We start from the raw sequence: 23,376 nt of genomic DNA, 5'->3' as shown, positions 1-23,376 counted from the left end.
GCCCTCTGGTTCTACCAGCGGCGTCCGACCAGCCTCGATTACGAAGGGACATCCTGGAAGGGAGACCGTTCAAGATGAAGCGACCGACAGTGGGGACGGTCATGACCTCCGATGTCGTGACGGTATCGCCCGACGCCTCCTTCAAAGACGTGATCAGCGCTCTCGCCGATCGCGAGATCAGCGGGGTACCCGTCGTGGACGGGGAGGGCCGTGTCATCGGCGTGGTGACCGAGGCTGACCTACTCCGCAAGGCGGCGCCCGGCCAGAGCGGCGAGCCGCACCGGACATCGCGCCTCATGAGGGAACCGCCCAAGGCCACCACGGCCGGAGAGGCCATGAGTTCGCCTGCGGTCACCACGACCGAGGACACCTCGATCGCCGAGGCGGCTCGATCCTTGTGCCGCCGCGGTTTCAAGCGGCTCCCGGTCGTGGACCGCGACGGCCGGCCGGTGGGCATTGTCAGCCGCGCCGACGTGCTGCGCGTCTTCTTGCAGACGGACGCGCAGATCCGCAACGAGGTGACCCACGAGATCGTCGTCCAGAGTCTCTGGCTCGACCCCGCCGAGGTGGAGGTCAGTGTGCGCGACGGCGTGGTCACCCTGCGAGGCCGTGTGCCGCTGGCGAGCCTCGTCCCGATCGCCGAACGCCTCACAGCCTCCGTCGACGGCGTCATCCGGGTGATCAACAAGCTCGACTACGACGAGGACGACAGCGTACGCCCGCATCGGCGTCGCACAGACCTGCGACGCTAGAGACCCGGCGCGGCGGGAGGTGCGAACTGGAAGCCGAGCAATGAATGGCAAAGTCGGGGGCGGCCAGGAAAGATGATCAACGCTGATGCACGAGCGTTTCAAATGCGGTATGCAGGTCGAAGATGTCGCGACGCAGTTCGGTGATGGCGACGTCCAAGTCGTCCAGAGCTGCTTGGACCTGCTGCGCGGCGTAAGGGTCCTGGATGTGAGCTAGCGCATCCTGCAAGCGAAACGCCACGCCGAACAGACGGCGATTGAGCCGGTCGGTCAGGTCGCAGGCGATGTGCTGCGGGTCAACTCCCGGCCGGCGGGCCACTTCGGCAGTGGCGGCCACGGCGCCCTCCGTCTTCCGTACCGCCTCGTACGGCTTGTAGATGGACCCTGGAACTCGTGGTCGTTCAGGCATCGTGAACCGCCTTCCGATGTCCCATTCATCCCTTCATACACCGTTACCTCCTCAACGGGTCAACTTGACTACAATTTGCCCTATTTTGGCGATCTTGAGAGACAGAGATGACACGTGCCAAGCCAATCCCCGTGGCCGGGGACCGACGGAGCTGTTGCCCCTGCGCCAAGGGGGCAGGCTCCAACGGGACGCGTACGAGGGCGCGGCGGGACCACCTACTCCCTGAGGAGGATTGAGGCCGATGCCGGGCGGATTGTTGACGGACCTGTACGAAGTGACGATGGCGGCGAGCTACCTGCGGCGAGGTTTGAGCGGGCCGGCAACATTCAGCTTGTTCGTCCGCAATCTTCCGCCCGGCCGCGGCTTCCTGATCACCTGCGGGCTGGCCGACTGCCTGTCATTCCTGGAGAACTACCGCTTCGCCCAGGACGATCTCGACTACCTCGCGACGGAGCAGCGTTTCGACGACACGGCGCTTCGGGCGCTGGAACGGCTGCGGTTCACCGGTGATGTCCGGGCGGTCCCGGAAGGACGTGTGGTGTTCGCAGGCGAGCCGCTGCTGGAGGTCACGGCACCGATCGCCGAGGCGCAGTTGGTGGAGACCGTCCTGCTGAACCACATCAGCTTCCAGACCACGATCGCCACCAAGGCCGAACGATGCGTGCAGGCGGCCGGTGGTGCACAGGTCGTCGACTTCGCCTTCCGCCGTACTCAGGGAATCGACGCCGCGCTCGCGGTCGCCCGCGCCTCCTACATCGCCGGCTTCGCCGGCACCAGCAATGTCGAGGCCGCCCGCCGGTACGGCATACCGGCCACCGGCACCATGGCCCACTCCTACATCGAGGCGTTCCCCGACGAAGACGCGGCCTTCGCGGCCTTCACCGCCGATTTCCCCGACCGCACCACACTGCTGGTCGACACCTACGACACCATCGGCGGCATCAAGGCGGCCATCCGCGCCGCCCGCCGCGCTGGACAAGCACACCTCGCCGGGATCCGCCTCGACTCCGGAGACCTCGGCGCCCTGGCCGTCCAGGCTCGGCGCCTGCTGGACCGGGAGGGCATGGCGTTGACGCGCATCGTGGCCAGCGGCGGATTGGACGAATACCGGATCGCCCAGCTCACCGCCGCCCGAGCACCCATCGACGTTTACGGTGTGGGCACGAAAATGGGGGTGTCCGCAGACGCCCCCTATGTGGACAGCGCCTACAAGCTGGTGGCTTACGGTGACAGGCCCGTAATGAAATTGTCCGCCGGAAAGGCCACCGCGCCGGGTGCGAAGCAGGTGTACCGAGGAGCGCTGGGCGACCTCGTCACGCTCCTCGACGAACCCGCCCCCGCGGACATGGAGCCGTTGCTCGTCCCCGTCATGGAGTCCGGACGTCGCATCGCCCGCACCGAGTCGCTGCAGGCCGCCCGCGACCGGCGCGCCGCCGACGTCGCCGCACTGCCCGACCAGGTCATCCGGTTCCGCGGTCCCGAAACCGTCACCGTCACTCTCAGCCAGGAGCTCAGGCGCTGCCGCGACCGCCTCCGCGCGGAGCTCACCTCCCGCATGCCGCCCGCGAGACGACCGCGGCGCGGCACGGCATCCTGACCGCCCCCGTGCCTACGAGACACCCGCCGGAGACGTGCGGGGGGACGCGCCCCGTTGCGCCTCCCGCGCATCGGTCCGGCAGCTCTCAGCTCGGAGAACTGGTCGCCGGGTGCTGTTCGATGACGGCGTCCGAGGAAGGGTAGAACGTGCTCGTGTGCCCGTCGTCCCATTCGACGACATAGGGCGGTGCCCCATCCCGGCCGTGCACCTCGGTGATCAACGCCTTGCGGTCCGGTTCCCCGACCTGGTGGCCGCGGACTATCACCCAGTCACCCTTCTTCGCCTTCATCGGAGATCCTCTCGAAATATCGTCCTACCACCAGTCTCATCAGGCGCAGCCGTCCGCGGCAGGGGCGAAGGACTTTCTTTACGTCTTCAAGGGGTCCACTCCGCCGGCGCCCACCCCGGCGCGCCGAGCATGCGGCCTGTCCCGTCCGGTCTCACCGCGCCGCGCCGCTCGTCCGCCTCGCACGTGAGGCGGACTCATTGCCCAGCTGCAGCGTCTGACAAGTGTCTGGCCCTGCGCACGCGGGGATGGTTCGGTCTCCGAAGCGTTGGCCGAGGCACCCGCACGCCCCGCTCGACAACCCGGACGCCGTCACCACCCTGCCGGGCCGCTGCGCGAGGCCGGGGCTGGCGGCGGTGAACAGGGCGGAGGCGGCCGGAAGCATCTGGCCGGGGAAGAAGCCGGGCCGCGGAGGCTGACGACGGGGCCGGTGCCGTAGGCGTCCACGGGCGGCGGAAGAGAAGCCGGGTCCAAGATCGACGCTCGACCCGGAACCGGCGCCGGTGATGTTGCAGCTGTCCAGGCCACCCAACCCGGGGCGCTCCAGGTGGTCGCTAAGGACGTCGCACGCCGTACCCAGCAGGAGCGCACGAGGGCGACCACGAGGGCCTCGTCGCGGCGGCGCGCGAATTGTTCGCCGCCGAGTGGTACTCGGGCACGTCGCTGAACGCGATCTGCGACCGAGCCGGGGTGACGCGCGGCGCCATGTACCACCACTTCAGCCATCTTGTTGTACGCGATGCTCTGGCGGGTGAAGACGTCCACCGGGTTGACCCCCGCCGCCATCACCCGGAGCCGCGCCTCGCCGTACTTCGGCTCCGGTTTCTCGGTCTCGTCCAGTGCGCTCTCGCACAGCCGAGGCCCGCCGGCTAGCGGGCCTCGCGCTGCCGCCATTTCTCGAACAGCGCCCCCGCCTCGTCGGTGGACAGCCCCGGCCATTCGCCGCCCAGCTTCTGATAGTGCTCCTCCTTGTCAGGGGGGCTGCTCGTCGCGCGGCTGCAGGACTCGCCCGGGCATCAAGACATCGAAAGTTCAATACTTATTGTCTGAGTCAAACCGTTCCGGCGGGGTTGCCCGGCCGCAGACCGGGAATAGGGGCTCGAGCAGGGAATATGCGGCATACGAGGGGTTGAAGATGGCGGAGCGCGGCGCACCGGAGGCGGCCGGCGCGCGGATTCCCGACCAGGTGCTGACGACGGCCGCCCGGCTGTTCTCCGAGTTGGGGTACGACGAGGTGACCACGCAGATCATCGCGGACGCCTGCGGCGTCGACGCCGCCGTGGTCGCCGGCGAGTACGGCGGCAAGGGCAGGGTGTTCCTCGCCGTCCTGGAGCGGCTGAGCCGGGAGCGGATGGACTACCTGTCCCCGGCCGCGTCCGCCTTCACCCCGGACGCCGAGGGGATGGTCCGGCTGATCGACCGCTACCTGGACTACTGCCTTGACCACCCGGAGCTGCCATCCATCTGGATGCACCGCTGGATGTCGGACGCCACCGACTTCCCCGACCTGGAGCCGCGGTACGGCACGCCGCCGATCATCCTGATGAGCGAGCTGATGGGCGAGGCGCTCGACGACGAGGTGGACCCGGACCTGTTCACCTGGCAGATCGTCTGGGCGGTTCACAGCTTCACCAGGGGCGGCATCGTCGGGGCGGACGGCGTCCGCCGCCGCGCCGACGATCTCGGCGTCCGGAAACGCTTCCGGCGTTCCCTGCACCAGATGGCACGGCGAGCAGCGGCGCGCTGAAAGACCAGTCGCCCGACAGATTCGCCGCGTCCCGTCCCCTCCCTAGGATCGATGTTCCGGCCGGATCCCGGCCGGCGTCGACCAGCAAGAGCACGGAGTGCGACCTCCGAACCCCAGGAGCCCCCCGGATGACCAACCAGACGCTCGTCTTCGACGAGGTGCAGATCGGCATCGGCCTGCGTCCCCTCGCCCAGCACGGTTACATCGTCGTGGGGGAGGGGATGCTCATGCTCCTCGGCAACCGGCAGGAATCGATTGACCAGGCGCCGCTCGGCGCCATCGTCGCCGCCCCGGTCCGCTTCAGCCGCGGCCAGGTCGTCTGCCTCACCATGAACGGGACCAAGTACAACGTGTCTCCCGGCTGGGGCCGGTACGTGGGCACGCGGCCGCCGATGGGCGCCGGGCGAGAGGTGAAGAAGGCGGCGCAGCACCTCCTCAGCCTCTTCAAGACGTCGCGTGCGCCCTAACCGGCGGCGCGCAGGCGGGACGCCAGATCGCGGAGCTCGCGGTCTTCGGTGATGCGGCGCGGGCGCTGCGATCGCACCTGCGCGGCGGCCGGTCATTCGAGCGCGGGCCGTAGGAGCCGCATCTAGATCTCCCGTTCGCCGGAGCAGGTCGCGGATCTCGTCCGAGCATGCGGGCGATGCGACACCGGACAAGATGCAGACCCGCTGCAACGCGCGAAGTGGGACACGATGACGGTGATGCGGTCGCGATTCTGGACGAGTCCGGCCAGGAGAAGAGGGGCACCGCCACGGTCGGGGCGAGGCGGCACGTCGACCGGCGTCGTACGGTGGGCACCGGGGGTGGCGTCGAGCTGTCGTCGATCGACCCCGAGGCATTGCTCTTCGGGTTCGACCTGGAGGTTCACGGGTGGGGCGCTCGGGAGCCCAACACTCCCCCTCTCCTTCAGCAAGTACGTGACCAACGACGAACTGGACGCCTTGACCCGCGAATACACCGAGGCCGTGATCGGCGCCGACCCGGGTGATGGTGAGACACCAGCGCGGCGACACGGGACCGTCTATACGCCATGGCCGGATGTGCCGCACCGACTCGGGCGGTACAACAGCTTCACCTCCCCGGGCCAGGCCAGACCTCACCTGGGGGAATGCACGGTGTCAGCCGACCGGATCGACGAGCTGGTAAGGGTGGGACGCGACTACGTGGTCGGTCCGGGATGGCAGGATGAGGAGCTGGCGGTGGTCCGCACCTTCTTCGCGGCTTCCGGCCCGGACGGCGCCCGGTCTTCGCCGTCGACGCCCGCCGGCACGGCAACCTCGCAGTTGCGCGGTCGGCGGTCACCGAGGCCGATCAGCGGCTGCGCGCCCACGGGATCGTGGCAGATGCCGAGGACGGCCGGTTCGCCGCCGGGCAGGTGCCGCTGCCGCAATGGCACGAGTTCGCGCACTGGTACCTGACGCAGGCGCCTCACGCGGTCCAACGGATCCTCACGGTCGCGTGCTGTCCGGCCATACCCTCGAACAAGATCCGGCGCGGATTCGTTGACGGCGTACGCATGCCCCGGGTCATGCGGCTGGAGCCCGGCGACGTGATCATGACGGGCGCGCCGCCGGGGGTGGGGCCGGTCCAGGAAGCCGCATGTCGAGCGGCACGAGCAGGTGCGGGTCCGCGCGACCGTCCCGTACCTGAGGACCGTCCGCGAACTGAAGCGCGGCAGCGTGGGCGGACCCATTGACGCCCCGAGAAGACTGGCCTAGCTTTAGGTATCTACATACCTAATTTTCTGCATAAATGCGGAAAGGGCGGCGGGCATGACGAACCTGGCTGCGTACCGGCCCTACTGGCACCCGATCGCCATGAGCGAGGAGGTCACGGACAGCCCCCGGCGCTTCACCCTCCTCGACGAGCACCTTGTCGCCTTCCGCGCGGGAGGGCGCGCCGCCGTGCTGAAGGATCTGTGCATCCATCGCGGCAGCGCGCTCTCCCTCGGGCAGGTCGTCGACGGGCGGATCGAGTGCCCGTACCACGGCTGGCAGTACGACGCCGACGGCGCCTGCGTCAAGATCCCCGCGCTTCCCGAGGGCCATTCGATTCCGCGCAAGGCCCGCGCGCAGGCGTACCAGGTCCGCGAGGAGGCGGGCCTGGTCTGGGTCGCGCTCGACGAACCCGTGGCCCCGTTCCCGGAATGGCCGGAGGCATGCCGGTTCGGTGACGACCGGTACCGCTCCCATGTCGTCGCCGCCTACGACTGGACGGTCGGAGCGGGGCGCGCGGTGGAGAACTTCCTCGACGTGGCCCACTTCCCGTTCGTCCACGAGGAGTTGCTCGGGTTCCGGGAGAGCCCGCTGGTGAGCGAGCACGACATCGACCACGACGAGTTCTCGATGCACTACTTCTACTCGACCGTCCAGGCCAAGCCCGAAGGCGGCCGGGAGAAGGTCTCGCTCGAGTACTTCTACCACGTGCCGCTCACCTGCCATCTCAAGCGGCAGGTCCCCGACGGGCGGTGGCTGTGCGTCTCCCTGCTGCCGTGCCCGGTCAGCGCCGGCACCTCCCGGCTCTTCGTGACGTGCGTGCGCGACGCCGACCTCGACCCCGAGTACGACGCCGTGTACAGCCGGTTCCTCGACGACGTGTTCAACCAGGACAAGGCGGTCGTGTCGAGCGTCCGTCCCGAGGAGATCCCCGTCGACCTCCGCGAGGAACTGCATCTGAAGGTCCCGGACGCGGCCGGTCTGCTGCTGCGCCGCTACCTCGGCAGGATCGATGGGGTCGGAACGGTCGCCTGATTCGGGCCGCCCAGTGGGTTGGCCGCCTAATTTCCCGCATGAGGAACAAAAACTCTTCAACCGAGGAATCAGAGTGGTCGTGCGAGGGGCGGGGCGATGCCGAAGGCGGGACGCAGACGGGGCCCGAGCGACGCCCGGGCGCGGCTCGGCGCGCGGCTGGTCCGGTACTTCCTGGACCCGCTCGGCGACGTCCAGGCCCAGGCCCGCTGCTCGGCCCGATCTCGCCGGCGTCGACTGCTGCCTGATCGACCGCGCCGAGGAGGGCGGGAACTACTCGCGCGCTGTGGGCACGCCGCCCCGGTCGCTAGAGATGCTCCGGCAGATCGGGGTCGGCGAGCGGCCGGCCGAGGCGACAACCACGCCCGCCAGATCCGGATCTTCTCCGGCGACCGCGACCGCAACATCGCCACCCTTAGGAGTCCAACACCAAGATCCAGCACAGGGTCAAGGACGCCGTCGGCACGACCGAGCTGCTCAACAGGCTCGCCACCGAGCGCACCGCGTGGAAGGGCACGGCCGCGACCGGGTCCTGCCGCTCCCGGCGCTCCCTCCGGTGAACCGGAGAATGATCTACCGGTTCAGCCGACTGGTCGATCGCTGACCCGGGGCAGGTCGCATGACAGATGCGTGCCCGGCCGACCCGTCCTAGCGTCGTAACGGCCATCGAGTCTACGGAGGACATCCATGAGCGAAGCCGTTGTGGTCACCGGCGCGTCGAGCGGTATCGGCCGTGCCACCGCTCTCCGGCTCGCGGGGGCCGGCTACCACGTCTTCGCGGGGGTGCGGAAGGAGCCCGACGGGGACGCGCTGGTCGGCGCCGCGAACGGGACCCTGACCCCCCTGATCCTCGAGGTCACCGCCGAGGCCGACGTGCAGGCGGCCGCGGCCAGGGTCGGCGAGTCCGGCCTGCCGCTGGCCGGGCTGGTGAACAACGCCGGCATCGGCACCGCCTGGCCGATGGAGGCGATCCCGCTGGACGAGCTGCGGTGGCAGTTCGAGGTCAACGTGTTCGGGCAGCTCGCCATGATCCAGGAGTTCCTGCCGTCGCTGCGCCGCTCGCGCGGGCGCATCATCAACATCGGGACGGTCGGCGACCGGCTGACCATCCCGTTCGGGGCGCCGCTGACCTCGTCCAAGTGGGCGCTCGCGTCCATCACCGAGGCGCTGCGCATGGAGCTGCGCGCGGACGGGATCCAGGTGGTACTGATCGAACCCGCCACGATCCGCACGACGGCCTCCCACAAGGTGCAGGAGCAGGCGGAGCGGGCGCTGGCGCTCATGGGCGACGAGCACCGCGCGAGATACGAGAAGAGCCTGCGGTCCATGGTGGCGAAGGCCCATTCCAGCGAGCAGGCGGGCAGCGATCCCGACGTCGTCGCCCGCGTCGTGCAGCGGGCGCTCACAAGCGCCAGGCCGTCCACCCGGTATCTGGCGGGCAAGGACTCCCGGAAACTGGCGTTCATGGCGCGCTGGCTGCCCGACCGCGCCTTCGACACGGTCCGCGCCAAGCTCTTCGGACTGCCGACCAAAGCGCAGCCCCCGGCCTGACAAGGGAGTGCGCCGCCGGAGGGGACAGGGCGGAGGACACCGGTCCGTGTCCTCCGCCCTGTCGGCTCAGGCGTCGGTCAGCATGAGCCGATCAGAAGGAGCCGATCAGAACGAGTGGGTCAGCTGCTCGGACCGGCGGGTGATCCACTGCCATTCGGTGAACGCGTCGGCGTCGGCCGGGCCGCCGAAGGCGTCGCCGTTGCCCGAGGCGCCCATCCCGCCGAACGGCGCCCACACCTCGTACGCGATCGTCTGGTCGTTGACATGCACCACGCCGCTGCGCAGCCGGTCGGCGACGGCGGCGCCACGGGACTCCGAGCCGCTGCGGACGGCGGCCGTCAGCCCGTACTCGCCCTCGTTGGCCAGGGCGATCGCCTCCTCGTCGGAGTCGACCGCGATCACGGGCGCGACCGGCCCGAAGATCTCCTCGCCGTACGCGGGCATCGCGGCGGTGACCTGGCCCAGCACGGTCGGTTCGAAGAACGGGCCCTCGTGCCCGCCGCCGGTGAGCAGGGCCGCGCCGGCGGCGACGCTCTCGTCCACGATGCGCTGGACGCGGTCGATCTGCACCTGATTGACGATCGGGCCGAGGTTCACCCCCTCCTCGCGCGCCGGGTCCCCGACCCGCAGGCTCCGCGCGCGGGCGGCGAGCTTTCCGGCGTACTCCTCGGCGACCGAACGGTGCACAATGTGCTTGCCCGCCGTCATGCAGACCTGCCCCTGGTGCATGAACGCGGCGAACGCCCCGGCGGACGCGGCCGCGTCGACGTCGGCGTCGTCCAGCACGATGTAGGCGTTGTTGCCGCCGAGTTCGAGCACGCACTTCTTCAGCAGCGGGGCGGCGGCCTCGGCGACCCTGCGTCCCGTCGGGGTGGAGCCGGTGAAGGAGATCAACGCGGTGCCGGGGTCGGTCACAATCGCCTGGCCCACATCGCCGTCACCGGGCACCACCTGCAGGACGCCGGGCGGCAGCCCCGCCTCCTCGAACAGCTTGGCGAGCAGGACACCGCCCGTGACGGGCGTGTGCGGGTTCGGCTTCAGCACGGCGGCGTTCCCGGCGGCGAGGGCCGGGGCCAGCGTCCGCAGCGCCAGCACGAACGGGAAGTTCCACGGCGTGATGATGCCGACGACGCCGCGCGGGACGCGGCGGCCGATGCTCAGCACACCCGGCGCGGCGGGCAGGACCTCGCCGACCGGGCGGGTTGTCGTCGCGGCGGCGTGCAGCAGGTTCTCGCGGCTCTTGAACAGCTCGAACTCCACCTTGGGCCGGATGCCGCCGGTCTCGCGCAGCAGCCAGTCCGCCAGCTCCTCATGGTGCTCGGTGACCAGCCCGGCGGCGCGGATGAACACCTCCCGCCGCCGCGCGGCGGGCATGCCCGCCCAGCGCGGCTGCGCCTCGTTCGCCGCCGCCGTCGCCCGCGCCACGTCGGCGGGGGTGCCCGTCCCGACCTCGGCGAGGGTGTCGCCGCTCGACTTGTCGAGGACGGGCAGGTCGGCGCCGCCGCCCTCGCACCAGCCGCCGCCAACGTAGATCTTCCCCCGCCACGCCGCGGGCTCCAGGAGCCGGGCCCGGTTCTCGGCCGTGATCGTCATGGCGTCCTCCTTGATCTGAATGGGCGAGGCCGCTTCACGCATCGGCCAGGATGTCCCGCAGCGCGGCGAACGCGCGCCTGGCCTTGGCCACGCCGAACTCGGCGACCAGCAGCAGCACCGCGCGGATCTTCTCCTCGCCCGCCCCGCCGTCCAGCGCGAGCCGGACGTGCTCGCGGAACAGGACCTCCAGCTCCCCGTTCAGCACGTCGGTGGCGATGGTGCACAGCGCACGCTCGGCCATCGTCAGGGTCGGCCTCCCCCATCGCTCCTCGAACTGCTCCCGCAGGAACGCGGCGAAGTGCTCGTCCAGCGCCTCCGCGTCCCGCAGATAGTTGTCCGGTACCTTGACCGGCGCCGCGTCGGCCGCGTCCGCGCCGCCCGCATCGGCGCCCGCCCCGCCGGTCGCCGCCTCGATCTCGCGCAGGCGCATCAGCGCCTCGGCCGCCGTGGGATACCCGGCGTATGGTGCCAGATGGCGGACGGCCTCGCGGATCACCTCCAGTTCCACGCCGTTCGACAGCGCCATCGTCACGTGCGCCTGCAACGGGAACTGGAGACCGCGGGAGCACAGGTCGGCCGCCACGAAGACGATCGCCTTCTCCCTCATCGTCAGGTCCGGCAGCCCCCACGCGTACCGCCCCCGCTTCACGGCCATGGCGCCGAAATCGGCGTCCAGAGCGGTGATCTTGTCCTGCGCCGCGAGCTTCACGATCATGAACTCCTTCGGTAGAAGTGCCCCCGGCCGACGCTAATCCCGGACCGTCGACCTGCGAATCTGTCACGCGACCGGTCTTGTGGGACGGTTTGCCGCCCCGTCCGCCCCGTCCGCCCGCCCGCGGACCAGTCGTCCGACAGATTCGCTCGGCGGGCCCCCTGCGTACGATCGTCGGATGGGCGGACGGCTCGTCGGACGGACCGCGGAGCAGTCGGTGATCGAGCGGCTGCTCGCGCGGGCGCGCGGGGGCGGCAGCGGGGCGCTGGTCCTGCGCGGCGACATCGGCATCGGCAAGACGGCGCTGCTCGACCAGACCGCCGACCGGGCGGGCGGCAGCATGCGGGTGCTGCGCGGGGCGGGGTTCGAGTCGGAGGCGGACCTGCCGTTCGCCGGGCTCCACCTGCTGCTGCGCGGAACCCTCGACGCCATCACGGACATGCCCTCCCGGCAGGCTAGGGCGTTGCGCGGCGCTCTCGGCCTGGAGCAGTCCGCCGAGGAGGATCGGCTCCGCGTCGGATCGGCCGTCCTGTCCATGCTGGCGGGGCTCGCGAAGCCGCGCCCCCTCGTCTGCCTGGTGGACGACGCGCAGTGGCTCGACCCCGGCTCGTCCGCCGTGCTCCAGTTCGTCGCCCGCCGCCTCGGCGCCGAGGGCGTGGCACTCGTGTTCGCCGCCCGCGAGGACTACAACGCCTTCCCCGCCGAGGGCCTGCCCGAGCTCCGGCTCGGCGGCCTGGACGACGCGTCCGCCGCGAGGCTGCTGGCGCGCCATTCCCCCGGCCTCGCACCCCGGGCCCGGGAGCGGCTGCTCGACGAGGCGCGCGGCAACCCGCTGGCGCTGCGCGAGCTGCCCGCGCTGCTGACACCAGAGCAGTGCGCCGACGAGCTGCCGATCCGCCACCTCGGCGTCGCGCCGGGCCCGGTGCCGGACCGCGTCCTGCGCGCCTTCCGCGACCCGATCGCGCGGCTGCCAGCCCGGTCCCGGACGCTGCTGCTTGTCGCGGCCGCCGACGACACCGGCGCCCTCGACGTCGTGCTGCGCGCGGCCGACGAACTCGGGGCCGGGATCGCGGACGTGGACACCGCCGAGGCGGCCGGGCTGGTCGACGCGTCGGACGGGCGGATCGCCTTCCGCCACCCGCTCGCCCGCGTCGCCGCCTACCGGCAGGCGCCGATGGCGCGGCGGCTGGCGGTGCATCGCGCGCTCGCCGACGCCCTGCGCGGGCGGCCCGCGGACGTGGACCGCCGCTCCTGGCACCTGGCCGCGGGCACCACCCGTCCGGACGAGGAGACGGCGGCGGCGCTGGAGCTCGGCGCCGAGCACGTGCGGGCGGAGGGCGGGTACGCCGAGGTGTCGGCCCTGTACGAGCGCGCGGCGCGCTTCTCCCCCGACCCGGGCGAGTCCGCGCGGCGGCTGGCCGCGGCGGCGTCCGCGGCGGCGGACGCCGGGCAGTTCGCCCGCGCCACCACGCTCGCGGCCGAGGCCGAGCCGGACGCCGCCGACCCCACGGCGCTGGCGGGGCTGGCTCGCACCCGCGCCATGGTCGCGATGGCCGAGGGGTATCCGGAGAGCGCGCACCGGCTGCTCACCGGCGCGGCCGACGCCGTCGCCGGCCACTCCCCCGACGCCGCCGTCGCGCTGTACTTCGAGGCGCTCATCCCCGCGTGGACGGGCGGCGACTACGCCGCGATGGCCAGCACGGCCCAGCGCGTGTCGGACCTGGACGTCGCAGGCGGGCCGTCCCCGCTGGTCCGGGCGCTGACGGGGATGGGACGGCTGGCCGCCGAGGAGTCGCCGACGGACCTGTCCTGGCTGCGCGAGCTGATCGGGGGCTCGCGCGACAGCACCCGGGTGCAGGCGCTCCAGGACCGCGCCAGGCTCGCCATCTGGGACCTGGTGGTCGGCGACGACACCGCGTCGTACGCGCGGGCCGCGGCGATCGAGCGCGAATGCCGTGCCCGGCGCGCGGACGGGCTGCTGCCGCTCGCGCTCGCGCTGCTGGCCCGCTCCCAGATGTTCCTCGGGATGCACGCCGATGCGCTGGCCAGCGCCAGGGAGGGGCTGCGCGTCGCCCGCCAGACCGGGCAGCGGCAGTACGCGGCCCTCCAGCTCGGCGTGATGATGTACATCGCCGCCGTCGAGGGCGACGAGGAGCGGTGCCTCGTCCTGGCCGAGGAGATCGGGTCCACGCGCGACACCGCCGCGAACGGCCTGCGGTGCGTCTCGCTGAACCTGCTCGACCTCGCGCTCGGCAGGCCGGAGGCGGCGCTGCGCCGCGCGGCGGAGTTCGGCGTGTTCGGCCCGGCGGCGCGCACCGTCATGGTCATGCACCGCCTGCCGGACCTGCTGGAGGCGGCGGTGCGGGCCGGCTGGGACGACTTCGCGCACGCGGCGGCGGAGAGCGTCCGGGTGTGGGCCGCGCAGACCCCGCAGCCGTGGGCGGAGGCGGTCGCGCTGCGCTGCCGGGCGATGCTCGCCTCGGGCGAGGAGAGCGAGCGGCTCTACGAGCGGGCGCTGCGGGCGCATCTGCGCGGCGGCCGGTCGTTCGAGCGCGCCCGGACGGAACTGCTCTACGGCGAGTGGCTACGCCGCGCCCGGCGCCGCGCGGACGCCCGGCGGCGGCTGCGCTCCGCCGCGGAGATCTTCGACCGGCTCGGCGCCCGGCCGTGGGCGGACCGCGCCCGCGCGGAGCTGCGCGCCGCGGGCGAGGGGCAGGCCGCGGCCGGGCACGCCTGCGGCCCGCTCGACCGGCTCACCCCGCAGGAGCTGCAGATCGTCCGGCTGGCGGGAAGCGGGCTGAGCAACCGGGAGATCGGCGTGCGGCTCGCCCTGAGCCCGCGGACCATCGGCTATCACCTGTACAAGGCGTATCCGAAGCTCGGCGTGGCGTCCCGCGCGGAGCTGTCCCGGCTCGATCTCGGGGGAACCGCCGACAACTGACACTTGATTTTATGTTGATTCAATATCTAGTATCAGTGTCATGGCTTCGGTTGAGGATGTCGCCCGGCAGCTGCTGGCCAGGGCAGAGGAGGCCGGCGCGGGCCCGTTGAGCGCGCTCGGCCTGGAGGAGCTCGCGGCGCTGCACGGGGTGTCCCGGTCGACGCTGCTGCGCCAGATCGGCAGCCGCCGGCGGCTCGACGCCGCGCTCGCCGAACTCGGCGTCGCGGAGGCGCCGCAGCAGCGCGTCGCCGACCGGGCGGTCGCCGCCGCCGCCGAGCTCATCGCCCTGCGCGGGGTCGGCGGCATGACGCTGGAGGACGTGGCCGCGGCCGCGCAGTGCAGCGTCCAGGCGATCCACGCGCAGATCGGCGGCCGCGACAAGCTGCTGATCGCCGTCTTCGCGCGGTACAGCCCCATGGACCGGATGGCCGCCGTGCTGTCGCGCCCCTCGGACGACCTCGCCGCCGACGCGCAGGCGCTCTACCTCGTCATCCTCGACTCCCTCCACGAGACCCCGGCGATCGCCGCGATGGCGGCGGAGGCGCTGGCGAGCCCGCACAGCCCGCTGGCGCGCTACGTCCGCGAGACGTACGTGGTCAAGGGCGTCGGGCTCATCGCGCGGTGGCTGGACGTTCATGTGCGCCGCGGCGTGGTCCGGCCCCTGCCCCACCGCCTGCTCGTGTCGGTCTTCGGGGGGCCGATCACCGCCGAGGCGCTGTCCAGGGCCGCCGCCGGGGAGCGGCCCAGCGCGGACCAGCGAAGAACCACCGCACGAGAACTCGCCGAGTCCTTCGTGCGGGCCGTCCGTCCATGACCACGATGGGAGAACCCCCAATGCGCACCATAAGCGACAACACCTTCCAGCTCGGCGTGTTCGCGCCGAACGTCTGGGGCGGCCTCACCAAGACGACCTCCGAGAAGCGCTGGGACGCCACCTGGAACAACAACGCCGCCATCGCGCGCCTCGCCGACGAGGCCGGGCTGGAGTTCATCCTGCCGCTCGCCCAGTGGGGGATGCTGAAGGGTGCGTCGCCGACCGACGGCCACTCCTACGAGGCCATGTCCTGGGCCGCCGGGATCCTCGCCTCGACCGAGCGGATCACGGTGTTCGCCACCGTGCACACCCCGTTCGTCCACCCCCTGTACGTCGCCAAGCAGGCCATGACCTGCGACCACATCGGCGGGGGCCGGTTCGGCCTGAACATCGTGTCGGGGTCGGCGGCACCCGACTTCCGGATGTTCGGCGTCGAGATGCGCGACCACGACGAGCGCTACGCCTACACCGAGGAGTGGACGACGCTGCTCAAGCGCCTCTGGGAGGAGCCCGAGCCGTTCGACCACCACGGCCGGTTCTTCGACCTCAACGGGGTGTGCGCCCGGCCCGCCCCGTTCGGCGGCGGGCGCCCCATGCTGATCAGCGCGGGCTCGTCTCCGGCGGGCCGCCGGTTCGCCGTCCGGCACGCCGACTCCCTGTTCATGCCGATCCTGACGGCCGACGACCTCGCCGGGCAGATCACCGCCATCCGCGCCGACGCCGGGCGCCCCGTGCCCCTGTACGGCAGCGGCCATCTGATCTGCCGCAAGACCCGGCAGGAGACCGAGGAGTACTACCACCACATCGTCCATGAGAAGGGCGATTGGGAGGCCGCCGAGGAGGTCAGGCGCACCATCTTCGGCAAGGGCCAGAAGTCGATGCCGCCGGAGGTCGCCGACCGCATCCGGGAGCGGATGCTGAGCGGCGGCGGCACCTTCCTCGTCAAGGGCGACCCCGACGACGTCGCGCAGACGTTCAAGCGGTTCAGCGACGCGGGCCTAACCGGCATGGCCGTCGCGATGGTGAACTACCTCGACGACCTGCCCGTCCTGCGCGACGAGGTGCTGCCCCGGCTGGAGCGGCTCGGCCTGCGCGCACCGTTCGCCGGAGCCGGCGATGAGCGTTGACGTCCAGGACTTCAAGGCCGCCCTGTCGCGCTACCTCACCGGCGTCACCGTCGTGACGACCGTGGACGGCGCGGGACGCCGCTGGGGGTTCACCGCCACGTCGTTCAGCTCAGTCTCCCTGGTCCCGCCGCAGATACTCGTCTGCATCGCCCGCTCCGCCCAGTGCTACGAGGCGTTCCTCGACTCCCCCGGGTTCGCCGTGAACGTCCTGAACCGGGGGCAGGAGCAGGTGGCCGAGCGGTTCGCCCAGCGCGGCGGCGACAAATTCGCGGGCCTGCCCTTCGGCACGGGATCGGGCGACCTGCCCGTCCTCGACCACGCGCTGGCCGTCTTCGAATGCGGCACGCGCGACCGCTACCCCGCCGGGGACCACACCATCCTCCTGGGCGAGGTCCACCGCGCGGAGGTCGGCGAAGGCACCCCCACGCTCTACTACAACCGCCAGTTCCGCCCGGCTCTCTGGCCCGATCCCTGACACGGCCGCTGCCTCGTCGACCAGGGCCGCGGTGCGCCCGAGCGTCCCTGTCTCGTGGCTCATCGAGATGGGGACGTCCGCGCCCAGTTCCGCTCGGACGACCGCCGCCGCCTCCAGTGCCGCCCACAGCCGATCGCTGGGGGCCGATCCCAGTGTTCACCGTGTCGCCAGGACCCCGCGCCTGGCGGAAGCGGCGCGGTCCATGCCGCTGGCCTGATCGGTCCAGCCGCTCGGGCGCTACGGCTTGCCGAAGGTGATCGTCCATTGGCCCCGGGCCTGGACGTGCAGGAGTGCCGGGCCGTCGAGCCATCCGTGCGCAACGGAGGCGCCCTTGCCCGACAGCACCCTCTCGTCCTCGTCGAGCCGCTCGGTCAGCGCCGTCAGGGAGAATCCGCGCTTGCCCTGGTGTTCCATGGTGACTGACGTGGGGCCGCCGTGGTAGCGGAAGACGAACGTGCCCCTGGACCCCAACCGACGGGATGCGAACGGCAGGGTGTCCACCGGCTGGAGCCACGCCGACCAGGACCCCACAGCCCTGATCCGCACCTGAACATCCGCTTTCCCATCCGCCGGCACGGGAACGACGGCGCGAACCGAACCTTCACGGCCCAGCAGCGGCATCGCCGGCTGCACCAGGTCGACCCGCTTGTACGCACGGCCATTGACGCGGACGACAAGCACGGCCGGGCCGCACGAATCGGGCCTGCGCAGCTTGACCAGGGCGTCGCCCAGCCCCGTGGCGCGCTGCGCCTCGTCCAGATCGGGTGGCCACGTATCGAACTGGCCCACATTCTTGGCGGCACGGGAGGGCGCTCGCTTTGCATGCCCCCGTCGTACCGCTGGCCCGCGGGCGCCCCGGCGGTTGGTGACGATCGGGGGCGTACCCCCGTTGATTCTGATCGCGTCCGCGGCGCACACGTCGATCATCCGCGGCGCACCCTCAGGCGGCGTCCAGCGGACCCGAGCGGTGGAGGGGCCATGCCGGTCGTCGAAGAAGCACAACGGTCGGGGCGGCGGAGGCACCTCCCCCGCCAGCCGAGCGTCGACTCCGGCCAAGGCGAGGCGGCCGACGTCCAGCGCCCACAACGCTCCAGCCGCGGTCGCGCGGTCGCGGGCACCGTCGATCTCCCGCTTGGCCTGCTCGTAAGCGTCCAGAGCCCGCTCGTAGTCAGCCAGCACCGCAGCGTCGGTACCGTGCTCCTGCGGGACGAATGAGTGCCGTGCGAGGGCCTCGCCGAAATCGGTGATCTCCGCGTGGATCGACTCCAGGTCGTCCGTGCGCCGCCGGAACAGCCGCCCCAGTGCCTTCACCCGTCCACCCTTCCGACCTCGTCCAGACTCGTCGCCAGCACTCGTGTCAGCAGTTCCCCGCGTACCTTTACCACGCCCCGGAGGCTCGTTCGCGTGGACGATCAGTCCGACGGGTAGGGGGCTGGGGTCTGGGGGCTGCGAAGCCGCGCTTCGCACTCGCCCAGCCCGTCCAGTACCCCAGTTGAACCCATGCGCGAAGATGCTGCACATGGGCCGGTGACAGTCGCATTCCCGCCTTCGAGGACGCGCCATGGCACCATGGCGAGGCATGCGGCGCGAATGCGGCGCCTCTAGGAGGGTGGGGCGCGTCACGCATCTGTCGGACGACCTGCCTCGGAAGATGAGCGGGCCTGCCCAGGGGCGGCCCGCCGCCGTGGCGGGGAAGGAAGGGTCACCGACCCGGCCGGATCGCACCGGGGAGAGGTCTTGCGGCCGACCAGTTCGATCCAGCCTTCGTGCTCGGCGATGAGCACGGCGTCGAGCTGCGTCTTCGCATCGAGCTTCCGCATGATCGCCGAGATGTGGTTGCGGACGGTTCCGACCGAGAGGACGAGTTCCGTGGCGATCTCCTTGGCGTGCACTCCCCGCGCCATCAGAGCCAGGACCTCGTGTTCCCGCGCGGTGAGCGGGCCGGTGGCCGGGCCCCCGGCCAGGCGCTCCAGTACCGGGTCGAGGTACGGCACGCCTGTGGCGACGGTCCGGACGGCGATGACGAGATCGGCCGCGTTCGCACTCATCGGCAGCAGCCCCTCGATCCCGGCGTCCATCGCCCGGCGGACCGCACCGCCGGTGGCCCCGGTCGCGACGACGACGACCTTGCAGTCGAGGGCGGCCGCCTTGAGGCGGCGGAGGGCTGCGACGACGCGCACGTCCAGTACTCCCACCAGTCCGAGGACGACGACCGCCGGACGGTGGTGGAGGGCCGCGGTGCACAGGGGCCGTTCCGTGATGGGGGCGACGACCACGTCGAACCCGCCGGCGGCGTTGAATATGGCGGAGAGTCCGTCCAGGAGCAACGGGCGGCTCCCGGCCAGAAGCAGCCTCGTGGCGTCCGCCCGGTACGGGAGCCCCGCCGCGAGAGGCCGATGAGGCGCGGTGACCTCGATGCCGTGCGCGAACCCGACCGAGGTACCAGAATGTGCCGGTGCGGTCGGCGGAACCGGGGAGACGGCCTCAGTACGTGAACCCATGAAACGTCCAATCTGGCCACGGCGAGCCGGACGGCAGGCGGCATGGCAAGGACGAGGCCGCCGCTGACGGGATTGGAAGATGCCTGGAAGTGCTGGAGGGCCGGGACAGGAGAGCCGCACTCGTCGCCTTGCGCATCGCCCGACGGTCACCCTCCCGCCAATAAAGGGCTTTCTTCTACCACCGCAGTATAAAGGGCACCTAGAACATGCCCTCTTTTGCATCTGAAGTGATAGAAATTGTCCGTGATATCCTCCGCTCCGAGCGGCCGCGGGACCGGCCGGGGATGTCGAAAGGCACTGATTCACGGGAGGACTGCATGCGGGCGGACGCGCTGCGCAATCGCGATCGGATTCTGCGGGCCGCGCGCGATGCCCTCCTGAAGCGAGGGCCGGCCGCTTCGATGGAGGAGATCGCACGGCGTGCCGGCGTCGGAATCGCGACCGTCTACCGCCACTTCCCCAGCCGCGGAGACCTCGTCCGGGCCCAGGTCGTCGCCGCGTTCAACGAACTCCACGACATCGCACGGGCGAGCACCCGGGAGGAGGACGAGCCGTTCGAGGCCCTCCGGCGATTCATGCACGGCGCGCTCGACATCGAACTCTGGGCGATTCTGCCGATCATGTCCGGTTGGCTGACGATCGAGGAGATCCTTGCGGAGAACGGCGACGACCCGGTCGACCCCATCCAGGAATTGATGACCAGAGCGCGAACGGACGGTTCGCTGCGCGGGGACGTTGTCCTGGGGGACATCGTGTTCGCCATCACGCGGCTGTCCCGCCCGCTGCCCGGCGACATCGTGCCCGAGGACCGTGCCCTCGCCCATCGGCAGCTCGACGTGTACATCGCCGGGCTGCGGCGCTCCGCGGCCGGGGCGGGCGCAGCGCCGCTGCAGGGCCCCGCGATCAACGTCCGCTGGTTCCGGCAGATCCGGCAGCGCTTCACCGCCGTCCAGGCGGGCCACGTTCGCGTGTCCGATGCCAGGCGCGGGTCCCGCCCCGGCCTGGCGGGCACCCGGTGGCGCGGAACGGCCGGCCGATCCGGCGGCGGACCGGCACCGGCCGCACGGGACTGAGTCCGGGACGCCGGCCGGCGTCCCGGACTCATGGCCGGCGGCTACCCCAGGATGGTGTAGCCGGTGAACTCCGTCGAGGCGACCTTCGACATGGCCGGATGATAGGAGCCGGTGCTCGCGTCGTAGTCGCCGACGACCCGGAGTGTTCCCGTGGACCCGACGACCCAGATGTCCGGCTTGCCATTGCCGTTGGCGTCGGGTGCGGTGGTGAGCAGGGGCGCGTTGGAGGTCTGCCAGCCACTGCCGATCGGGAACCGGTGGTCGGCCCCGACATAACCCGGATAACCGGGCGCGTCGGGGTTGATGAGGTCGTACACGTACAGGCCGCCGGCCGTGTCGAAGCGCACGATCATGTCCACCTGGCCGTCGCCGGTGAAGTCGCCGGGCGCGGCCAGGGTGACGTCGTCCAGGCCGGTGTTGTCGCCCGCGGCGAGCAGGACGGGATCCCGGTAGGAGTCGAGCCGGTAGTCAGGCGACCCGTAGTACAGCCACAGCGCCGTGCCGGTGTTGACCAGCAGGTCCGGGAAGCCCTCGGCGTCGACGGTTCCGTCGCCGTCGGCGTCCAGCGGCCCGTCGACGTCGCCGATGGCCAGGATCTGCCTGACTCCTCCCTTCCAGTGGTCGTTCGCGGGATCGTAGACGGTGAGTTCCTGCTTCCCCACGCCCGTGCAGGAGGTGCAGGCGAACCCGGTGCCGTCGTTAGAATGGATCCACAGCCGGTCGGCGTTCAGGGCGGTGTCCCGCCGCAGCGCGAGCAGGTCCTCATAACCGTCGCCGGTCCAGTCCCCGCGGTGGGTGATCTTCGTTCCGTTCCAGCCGTCCGTACTCGCGGCGTCGGCCACCGGGGAGACGGTGCCGTCACCGTTGCCATAGAAGCGGCGCAGTTCACCGGCCGAGTTCGCACCCCAGATGTCGGCTTTTCCGTCGCCGTTCAGGTCACCTGGCTTGTCCGGGACGCGCGGACCGTTGGCGTAGAAGAGATAGGTCAAGGTGTCGGAGACGTTCCCGGCCCGGTCGTGGCTTCTCACGTAGACCCGGTTGGGGCCGGCGACGGTCGGGGTGAGCTTGACCTCCACCGAGCCACCGGCGGACGCGGGGGCCGCCGTGCGGTGCGTGGAGTCCCAGCTCGTCCAGTACTCGTACTTGACGACATCGTCGACACCGCCGTTGGAGACGGCGAAGGTCCCCTCGGTACGGACCGACCCGGTGCCGGCCGGCCAGCCCCCCGAGCCGTCGGGGAACTGCTGGGACGCCACGCCCGGCGGAGAGCTCGGGCGGAGTGGGTCGAAGACGAACCGGCAACCTGCTATGGGCGTCCACGCCGAATACAGCGAACCGTCGCTGATCCGGACTCTCCACGAGAAGTTGCCGTCGGCCACGTCCAGGTGCGGGATGAGCGTCGTCTTTGGAACCTTCACCCTCGCCACCGTCCCGGAGGTCACCGAAACGGTCTGGTCGAAGATGACACCGGCCCCGCTGTCGTAGTGGTCGTACGGCCACAGCGTGAATTGGGCGCTCACCGTGCCTCCGTCAGGATCGGAGGCCTTCGCGGTCAGGTAGATGTCGGTGTTGCCGACCAGGGCGTAGGGAGGAGCGACATGGCAGCCATCGGTGCTGGGCACCGTGTCCAGTTGCGTCGGTGCGTTCGGGACGGTGTTGTACTCCGTGGAGAGGACGGCCGTGGTGGCGTCGAACTTCTTCCATGTGAAGACGTCGTCCTCCTCCAGGTAGTTGGCGCGCATGCCCAGGGTGATGTTGTTCCACTTGTTGGTGACGGCCTTCTTTGCGGCGGCGGTCACGTCGAAGGCAAGGTTGCCGGCCGGGCAGTTGGCGGCGCTCCAGCCCTTGGACTCGACCTTGTAGTCCAGTTGGTCCGCCCACGTCGGCTGCTTGCTCCAACTTGTGGACGAGCTGATCGCTCCGGTGAGCCAGACCTCCACTTTCTTGTCGGTGCATGACCAGGACCAGACGTTCTTGATCCTGAAAGTGGAGCCCTTGATCACCTTGTTGGTGTTCCACAGGTTGTTGGAGTCCATGCGGAAGAAGGAGCGGGCCAGCCCGTTCGTCTCATTCTCATAGCCGATCCGGGCGAGTTTGGATCCGCCGTCCCAGCCGGCGCCGTTCCAGAACGTGGCATCGGGATACTTCTTGTAGGCGATGGTCCATGCTTCGCGCGCACCGGAGACGAACGGGTCGATGTACACCGGGTAGCGGGTGGCTTTGCCCTTGAGTATCTCGGCGTCCGGGGTAAGGGAGAGCTTGCCGCCCCCTGCCTTGAGTCCCATCCTGGCGTTTCGCGCGCCGTACGGCTGTTCGAACTCGTCGGTCCGCGGCGGTCCGGTCCGCTGAGCGCCCGGCGGAGGCGCGGCCACGGTGCTGTCCCACATCAATGGTGTCGGGGAGGCGAAGACCGTCTGACCGGCGGGGTTCTTGGCGCTCATGTTCCCGTGCTCGTCGGCGCCGACCGTGAGCCCGCTCGTCTTGACACCGAAGGTGATCTCCTTCAACGCCGGGTCGGCAGCCGCTCGCGCGTTCTTCACGACCAGGAGCTGGCCGAAGCCTCCGGAGTTCGCCTGCAGCTTCAGGTCCACGTCTTTCAGCACACCCGGGTAAGTGACGGTGTCGCCCGCCACCACGGGCGCCGGCAGCGGCTTCGGCCAGGTCCAGGACATGGACCGCCCATCCCGGACCACGGTCACCAGCGGACCTGCGCCGCCCCCGGAGAAGCGAACGCCGATCTGTGCGGCCTTGGGCGATAGTGAGCCGTCGCTGTTCTTATGCAGGGTGGTGTCGATCCGCACCAGCTTGCCGCCCTGCCGCACCCACTGCGGCACCACGTAGCTGTCCTGGGTGAACGTGCCGTTCGGATTGGCGAACACCTGTGAGGTCTCGGTCCGCTTCCCCATCACCTCGACCCGCGCACCGCTCTGCCTGGCCTTCGCCAGTGCCGCCGACTCTTCCGCGTTCGTTCCCTGTCGGCCGGTCCCGGACGGCGACAGGGTCTCGGCGGCCGCGTCCACGCGCAGCGGCATGCCGAGCGCTGAGGTCAGA

General features: G+C 70.8%; 20 protein-coding genes and 1 pseudogene. 13 read left to right on the top strand and 8 right to left on the bottom strand.

Annotated elements, in window-relative coordinates; all coding sequences use genetic code 11:
* The first annotated feature begins 101 nt into the window (after positions 1-101).
* Positions 102-752: a CBS domain-containing protein gene (locus tag ETD96_RS00725; RefSeq protein ID WP_205719039.1), complete on the top strand. Its 651-nt coding sequence runs from the start codon at positions 102-104 to the stop codon at positions 750-752.
* Positions 753-828: 76 nt separating this feature from the next.
* Here ETD96_RS00725 and ETD96_RS00720 read toward each other — a convergent pair whose 3' ends face one another.
* Positions 829-1,086, bottom strand: coding sequence for a histidine kinase (locus ETD96_RS00720; protein WP_171068782.1), 258 nt, complete (start codon positions 1,084-1,086; stop codon positions 829-831).
* A 313-nt stretch (positions 1,087-1,399) separates the two neighbouring features.
* Here ETD96_RS00720 and ETD96_RS00715 point away from each other — a divergent pair, with 313 nt between their 5' ends.
* Positions 1,400-2,755 (top strand): nicotinate phosphoribosyltransferase, encoded by a 1,356-nt coding sequence (locus tag ETD96_RS00715; RefSeq protein WP_138632325.1) that lies wholly within the window; start codon positions 1,400-1,402, stop codon positions 2,753-2,755.
* Between the two features lie 85 nt (positions 2,756-2,840).
* Here the strand turns inward: ETD96_RS00715 and ETD96_RS00710 are convergent, their stop codons facing one another.
* Positions 2,841-3,044: a DUF1918 domain-containing protein gene (locus ETD96_RS00710; protein WP_138632322.1), complete on the bottom strand. Its 204-nt coding sequence runs from the start codon at positions 3,042-3,044 to the stop codon at positions 2,841-2,843.
* A 618-nt stretch (positions 3,045-3,662) separates the two neighbouring features.
* Between ETD96_RS00710 and ETD96_RS48015 the strand changes: the two are divergent.
* The 3 genes and pseudogenes from ETD96_RS48015 to ETD96_RS00695 all read left to right on the top strand — a co-directional run.
* Positions 3,663-3,914, top strand: a pseudogene (locus tag ETD96_RS48015) (helix-turn-helix domain-containing protein); the annotation flags it as partial.
* A gap of 262 nt (positions 3,915-4,176) precedes the next feature.
* Complete coding sequence (locus ETD96_RS44325) at positions 4,177-4,788, top strand: TetR/AcrR family transcriptional regulator (protein WP_171068781.1); 612 nt, start codon at positions 4,177-4,179, stop codon at positions 4,786-4,788.
* Between the two features lie 128 nt (positions 4,789-4,916).
* Positions 4,917-5,255, top strand: coding sequence for a hypothetical protein (locus ETD96_RS00695; protein WP_138632316.1), 339 nt, complete (start codon positions 4,917-4,919; stop codon positions 5,253-5,255).
* Between the two features lie 695 nt (positions 5,256-5,950).
* Here ETD96_RS00695 and ETD96_RS44320 read toward each other — a convergent pair.
* Positions 5,951-6,199, bottom strand: coding sequence for a hypothetical protein (locus ETD96_RS44320; RefSeq protein WP_171068780.1), 249 nt, complete (start codon positions 6,197-6,199; stop codon positions 5,951-5,953).
* 364 nt (positions 6,200-6,563) lie between these two features.
* Between ETD96_RS44320 and ETD96_RS00685 the strand changes: the two genes are divergently transcribed.
* The 3 genes from ETD96_RS00685 to ETD96_RS00675 all read left to right on the top strand — a co-directional run bounded on the left by ETD96_RS00685 (position 6,564) and on the right by ETD96_RS00675 (position 9,089).
* On the top strand, positions 6,564-7,541 hold the full coding sequence (locus ETD96_RS00685; RefSeq protein WP_138632310.1) for an aromatic ring-hydroxylating oxygenase subunit alpha: 978 nt from the start codon (positions 6,564-6,566) through the stop codon (positions 7,539-7,541).
* Positions 7,519-8,142, top strand: coding sequence for an FAD-dependent monooxygenase (locus tag ETD96_RS48010; protein ID WP_138632307.1), 624 nt, complete (start codon positions 7,519-7,521; stop codon positions 8,140-8,142). The genes ETD96_RS00685 and ETD96_RS48010 overlap by 23 nt, the downstream gene beginning before the upstream one ends.
* Before the next feature lie 83 nt (positions 8,143-8,225).
* Positions 8,226-9,089, top strand: a complete 864-nt coding sequence (locus tag ETD96_RS00675) for an SDR family oxidoreductase (RefSeq protein ID WP_138632304.1) — start codon at positions 8,226-8,228, stop codon at positions 9,087-9,089.
* Between the two features lie 105 nt (positions 9,090-9,194).
* Here the strand turns inward: ETD96_RS00675 and ETD96_RS00670 are convergent, their stop codons facing one another.
* Together ETD96_RS00670 and ETD96_RS00665 are read right to left on the bottom strand one after the other, a co-directional pair.
* Positions 9,195-10,682 (bottom strand): aldehyde dehydrogenase family protein, encoded by a 1,488-nt coding sequence (locus ETD96_RS00670; protein ID WP_138632301.1) that lies wholly within the window; start codon positions 10,680-10,682, stop codon positions 9,195-9,197.
* 34 nt (positions 10,683-10,716) lie between these two features.
* Positions 10,717-11,397 (bottom strand): carboxymuconolactone decarboxylase family protein, encoded by a 681-nt coding sequence (locus tag ETD96_RS00665; RefSeq protein ID WP_205719037.1) that lies wholly within the window; start codon positions 11,395-11,397, stop codon positions 10,717-10,719.
* Positions 11,398-11,572: 175 nt separating this feature from the next.
* On the opposite strand from ETD96_RS00665, the gene ETD96_RS00660 reads away from it, so the two are divergent.
* The 4 genes from ETD96_RS00660 to ETD96_RS00645 are packed head-to-tail and all read left to right on the top strand — an operon-like array spanning position 11,573 to position 16,751.
* Positions 11,573-14,335, top strand: coding sequence for an ATP-binding protein (locus ETD96_RS00660; RefSeq protein ID WP_138632298.1), 2,763 nt, complete (start codon positions 11,573-11,575; stop codon positions 14,333-14,335).
* 40 nt (positions 14,336-14,375) lie between these two features.
* Positions 14,376-15,149 carry a TetR family transcriptional regulator gene (locus tag ETD96_RS00655; RefSeq protein WP_138632295.1) on the top strand — a complete coding sequence of 258 codons (774 nt, stop codon included), beginning with the start codon at positions 14,376-14,378 and terminating at the stop codon, positions 15,147-15,149.
* A gap of 20 nt (positions 15,150-15,169) precedes the next feature.
* Positions 15,170-16,276, top strand: a complete 1,107-nt coding sequence (locus ETD96_RS00650; RefSeq protein ID WP_171068778.1) for an LLM class flavin-dependent oxidoreductase — start codon at positions 15,170-15,172, stop codon at positions 16,274-16,276.
* Positions 16,266-16,751 (top strand): flavin reductase family protein, encoded by a 486-nt coding sequence (locus tag ETD96_RS00645; protein ID WP_138632289.1) that lies wholly within the window; start codon positions 16,266-16,268, stop codon positions 16,749-16,751. The genes ETD96_RS00650 and ETD96_RS00645 overlap by 11 nt, the downstream gene beginning before the upstream one ends.
* Positions 16,752-16,988: 237 nt before the next feature.
* On the opposite strand, the gene ETD96_RS00640 is transcribed toward ETD96_RS00645, so the two are convergent.
* Together ETD96_RS00640 and ETD96_RS46370 are read right to left on the bottom strand one after the other, a co-directional pair.
* Entirely contained in the window at positions 16,989-18,062 is a 1,074-nt protein-coding gene (locus tag ETD96_RS00640; protein ID WP_138632286.1) for a hypothetical protein, read from the bottom strand.
* 308 nt (positions 18,063-18,370) lie between these two features.
* Complete coding sequence (locus ETD96_RS46370) at positions 18,371-19,078, bottom strand: response regulator transcription factor (protein ID WP_240807046.1); 708 nt, start codon at positions 19,076-19,078, stop codon at positions 18,371-18,373.
* Between the two features lie 491 nt (positions 19,079-19,569).
* Here ETD96_RS46370 and ETD96_RS00630 point away from each other — a divergent pair, with 491 nt between their 5' ends.
* Entirely contained in the window at positions 19,570-20,325 is a 756-nt protein-coding gene (locus ETD96_RS00630) for a TetR/AcrR family transcriptional regulator (RefSeq protein WP_138632283.1), read from the top strand.
* Positions 20,326-20,366: 41 nt separating this feature from the next.
* Here ETD96_RS00630 and ETD96_RS00625 read toward each other — a convergent pair whose 3' ends face one another.
* Complete coding sequence (locus ETD96_RS00625) at positions 20,367-23,357, bottom strand: FG-GAP repeat domain-containing protein (protein WP_205719036.1); 2,991 nt, start codon at positions 23,355-23,357, stop codon at positions 20,367-20,369.
* Positions 23,358-23,376: the final 19 nt, after the last annotated feature.

The sequence above is a fragment of the Actinomadura geliboluensis genome, assembly GCF_005889745.1.
GTDB lineage: Bacteria > Actinomycetota > Actinomycetes > Streptosporangiales > Streptosporangiaceae > Spirillospora > Spirillospora geliboluensis.
This window is presented reverse-complemented; position numbering and strand designations above follow the sequence as displayed.

Coding starts and splice junctions, on each gene's coding strand:
- ETD96_RS48010 (WP_138632307.1), top strand. CDS start 7,519: ATGGGGTCGGAACGGTCGCCTGATTCGGGCCGCCCAGTGGGTTGGCCG.
- ETD96_RS00625 (WP_205719036.1), bottom strand. CDS start 23,357: ATGCCGCTGCGCGTGGACGCGGCCGCCGAGACCCTGTCGCCGTCCGGG.
- ETD96_RS00665 (WP_205719037.1), bottom strand. CDS start 11,397: ATGATCGTGAAGCTCGCGGCGCAGGACAAGATCACCGCTCTGGACGCC.
- ETD96_RS00645 (WP_138632289.1), top strand. CDS start 16,266: ATGAGCGTTGACGTCCAGGACTTCAAGGCCGCCCTGTCGCGCTACCTC.
- ETD96_RS00650 (WP_171068778.1), top strand. CDS start 15,170: ATGCGCACCATAAGCGACAACACCTTCCAGCTCGGCGTGTTCGCGCCG.
- ETD96_RS00715 (WP_138632325.1), top strand. CDS start 1,400: ATGCCGGGCGGATTGTTGACGGACCTGTACGAAGTGACGATGGCGGCG.
- ETD96_RS00725 (WP_205719039.1), top strand. CDS start 102: ATGACCTCCGATGTCGTGACGGTATCGCCCGACGCCTCCTTCAAAGAC.
- ETD96_RS00655 (WP_138632295.1), top strand. CDS start 14,376: ATGGCTTCGGTTGAGGATGTCGCCCGGCAGCTGCTGGCCAGGGCAGAG.
- ETD96_RS00660 (WP_138632298.1), top strand. CDS start 11,573: ATGGGCGGACGGCTCGTCGGACGGACCGCGGAGCAGTCGGTGATCGAG.
- ETD96_RS00685 (WP_138632310.1), top strand. CDS start 6,564: ATGACGAACCTGGCTGCGTACCGGCCCTACTGGCACCCGATCGCCATG.
- ETD96_RS44325 (WP_171068781.1), top strand. CDS start 4,177: ATGGCGGAGCGCGGCGCACCGGAGGCGGCCGGCGCGCGGATTCCCGAC.
- ETD96_RS00675 (WP_138632304.1), top strand. CDS start 8,226: ATGAGCGAAGCCGTTGTGGTCACCGGCGCGTCGAGCGGTATCGGCCGT.
- ETD96_RS00695 (WP_138632316.1), top strand. CDS start 4,917: ATGACCAACCAGACGCTCGTCTTCGACGAGGTGCAGATCGGCATCGGC.
- ETD96_RS00630 (WP_138632283.1), top strand. CDS start 19,570: ATGCGGGCGGACGCGCTGCGCAATCGCGATCGGATTCTGCGGGCCGCG.
- ETD96_RS00710 (WP_138632322.1), bottom strand. CDS start 3,044: ATGAAGGCGAAGAAGGGTGACTGGGTGATAGTCCGCGGCCACCAGGTC.
- ETD96_RS00670 (WP_138632301.1), bottom strand. CDS start 10,682: ATGACGATCACGGCCGAGAACCGGGCCCGGCTCCTGGAGCCCGCGGCG.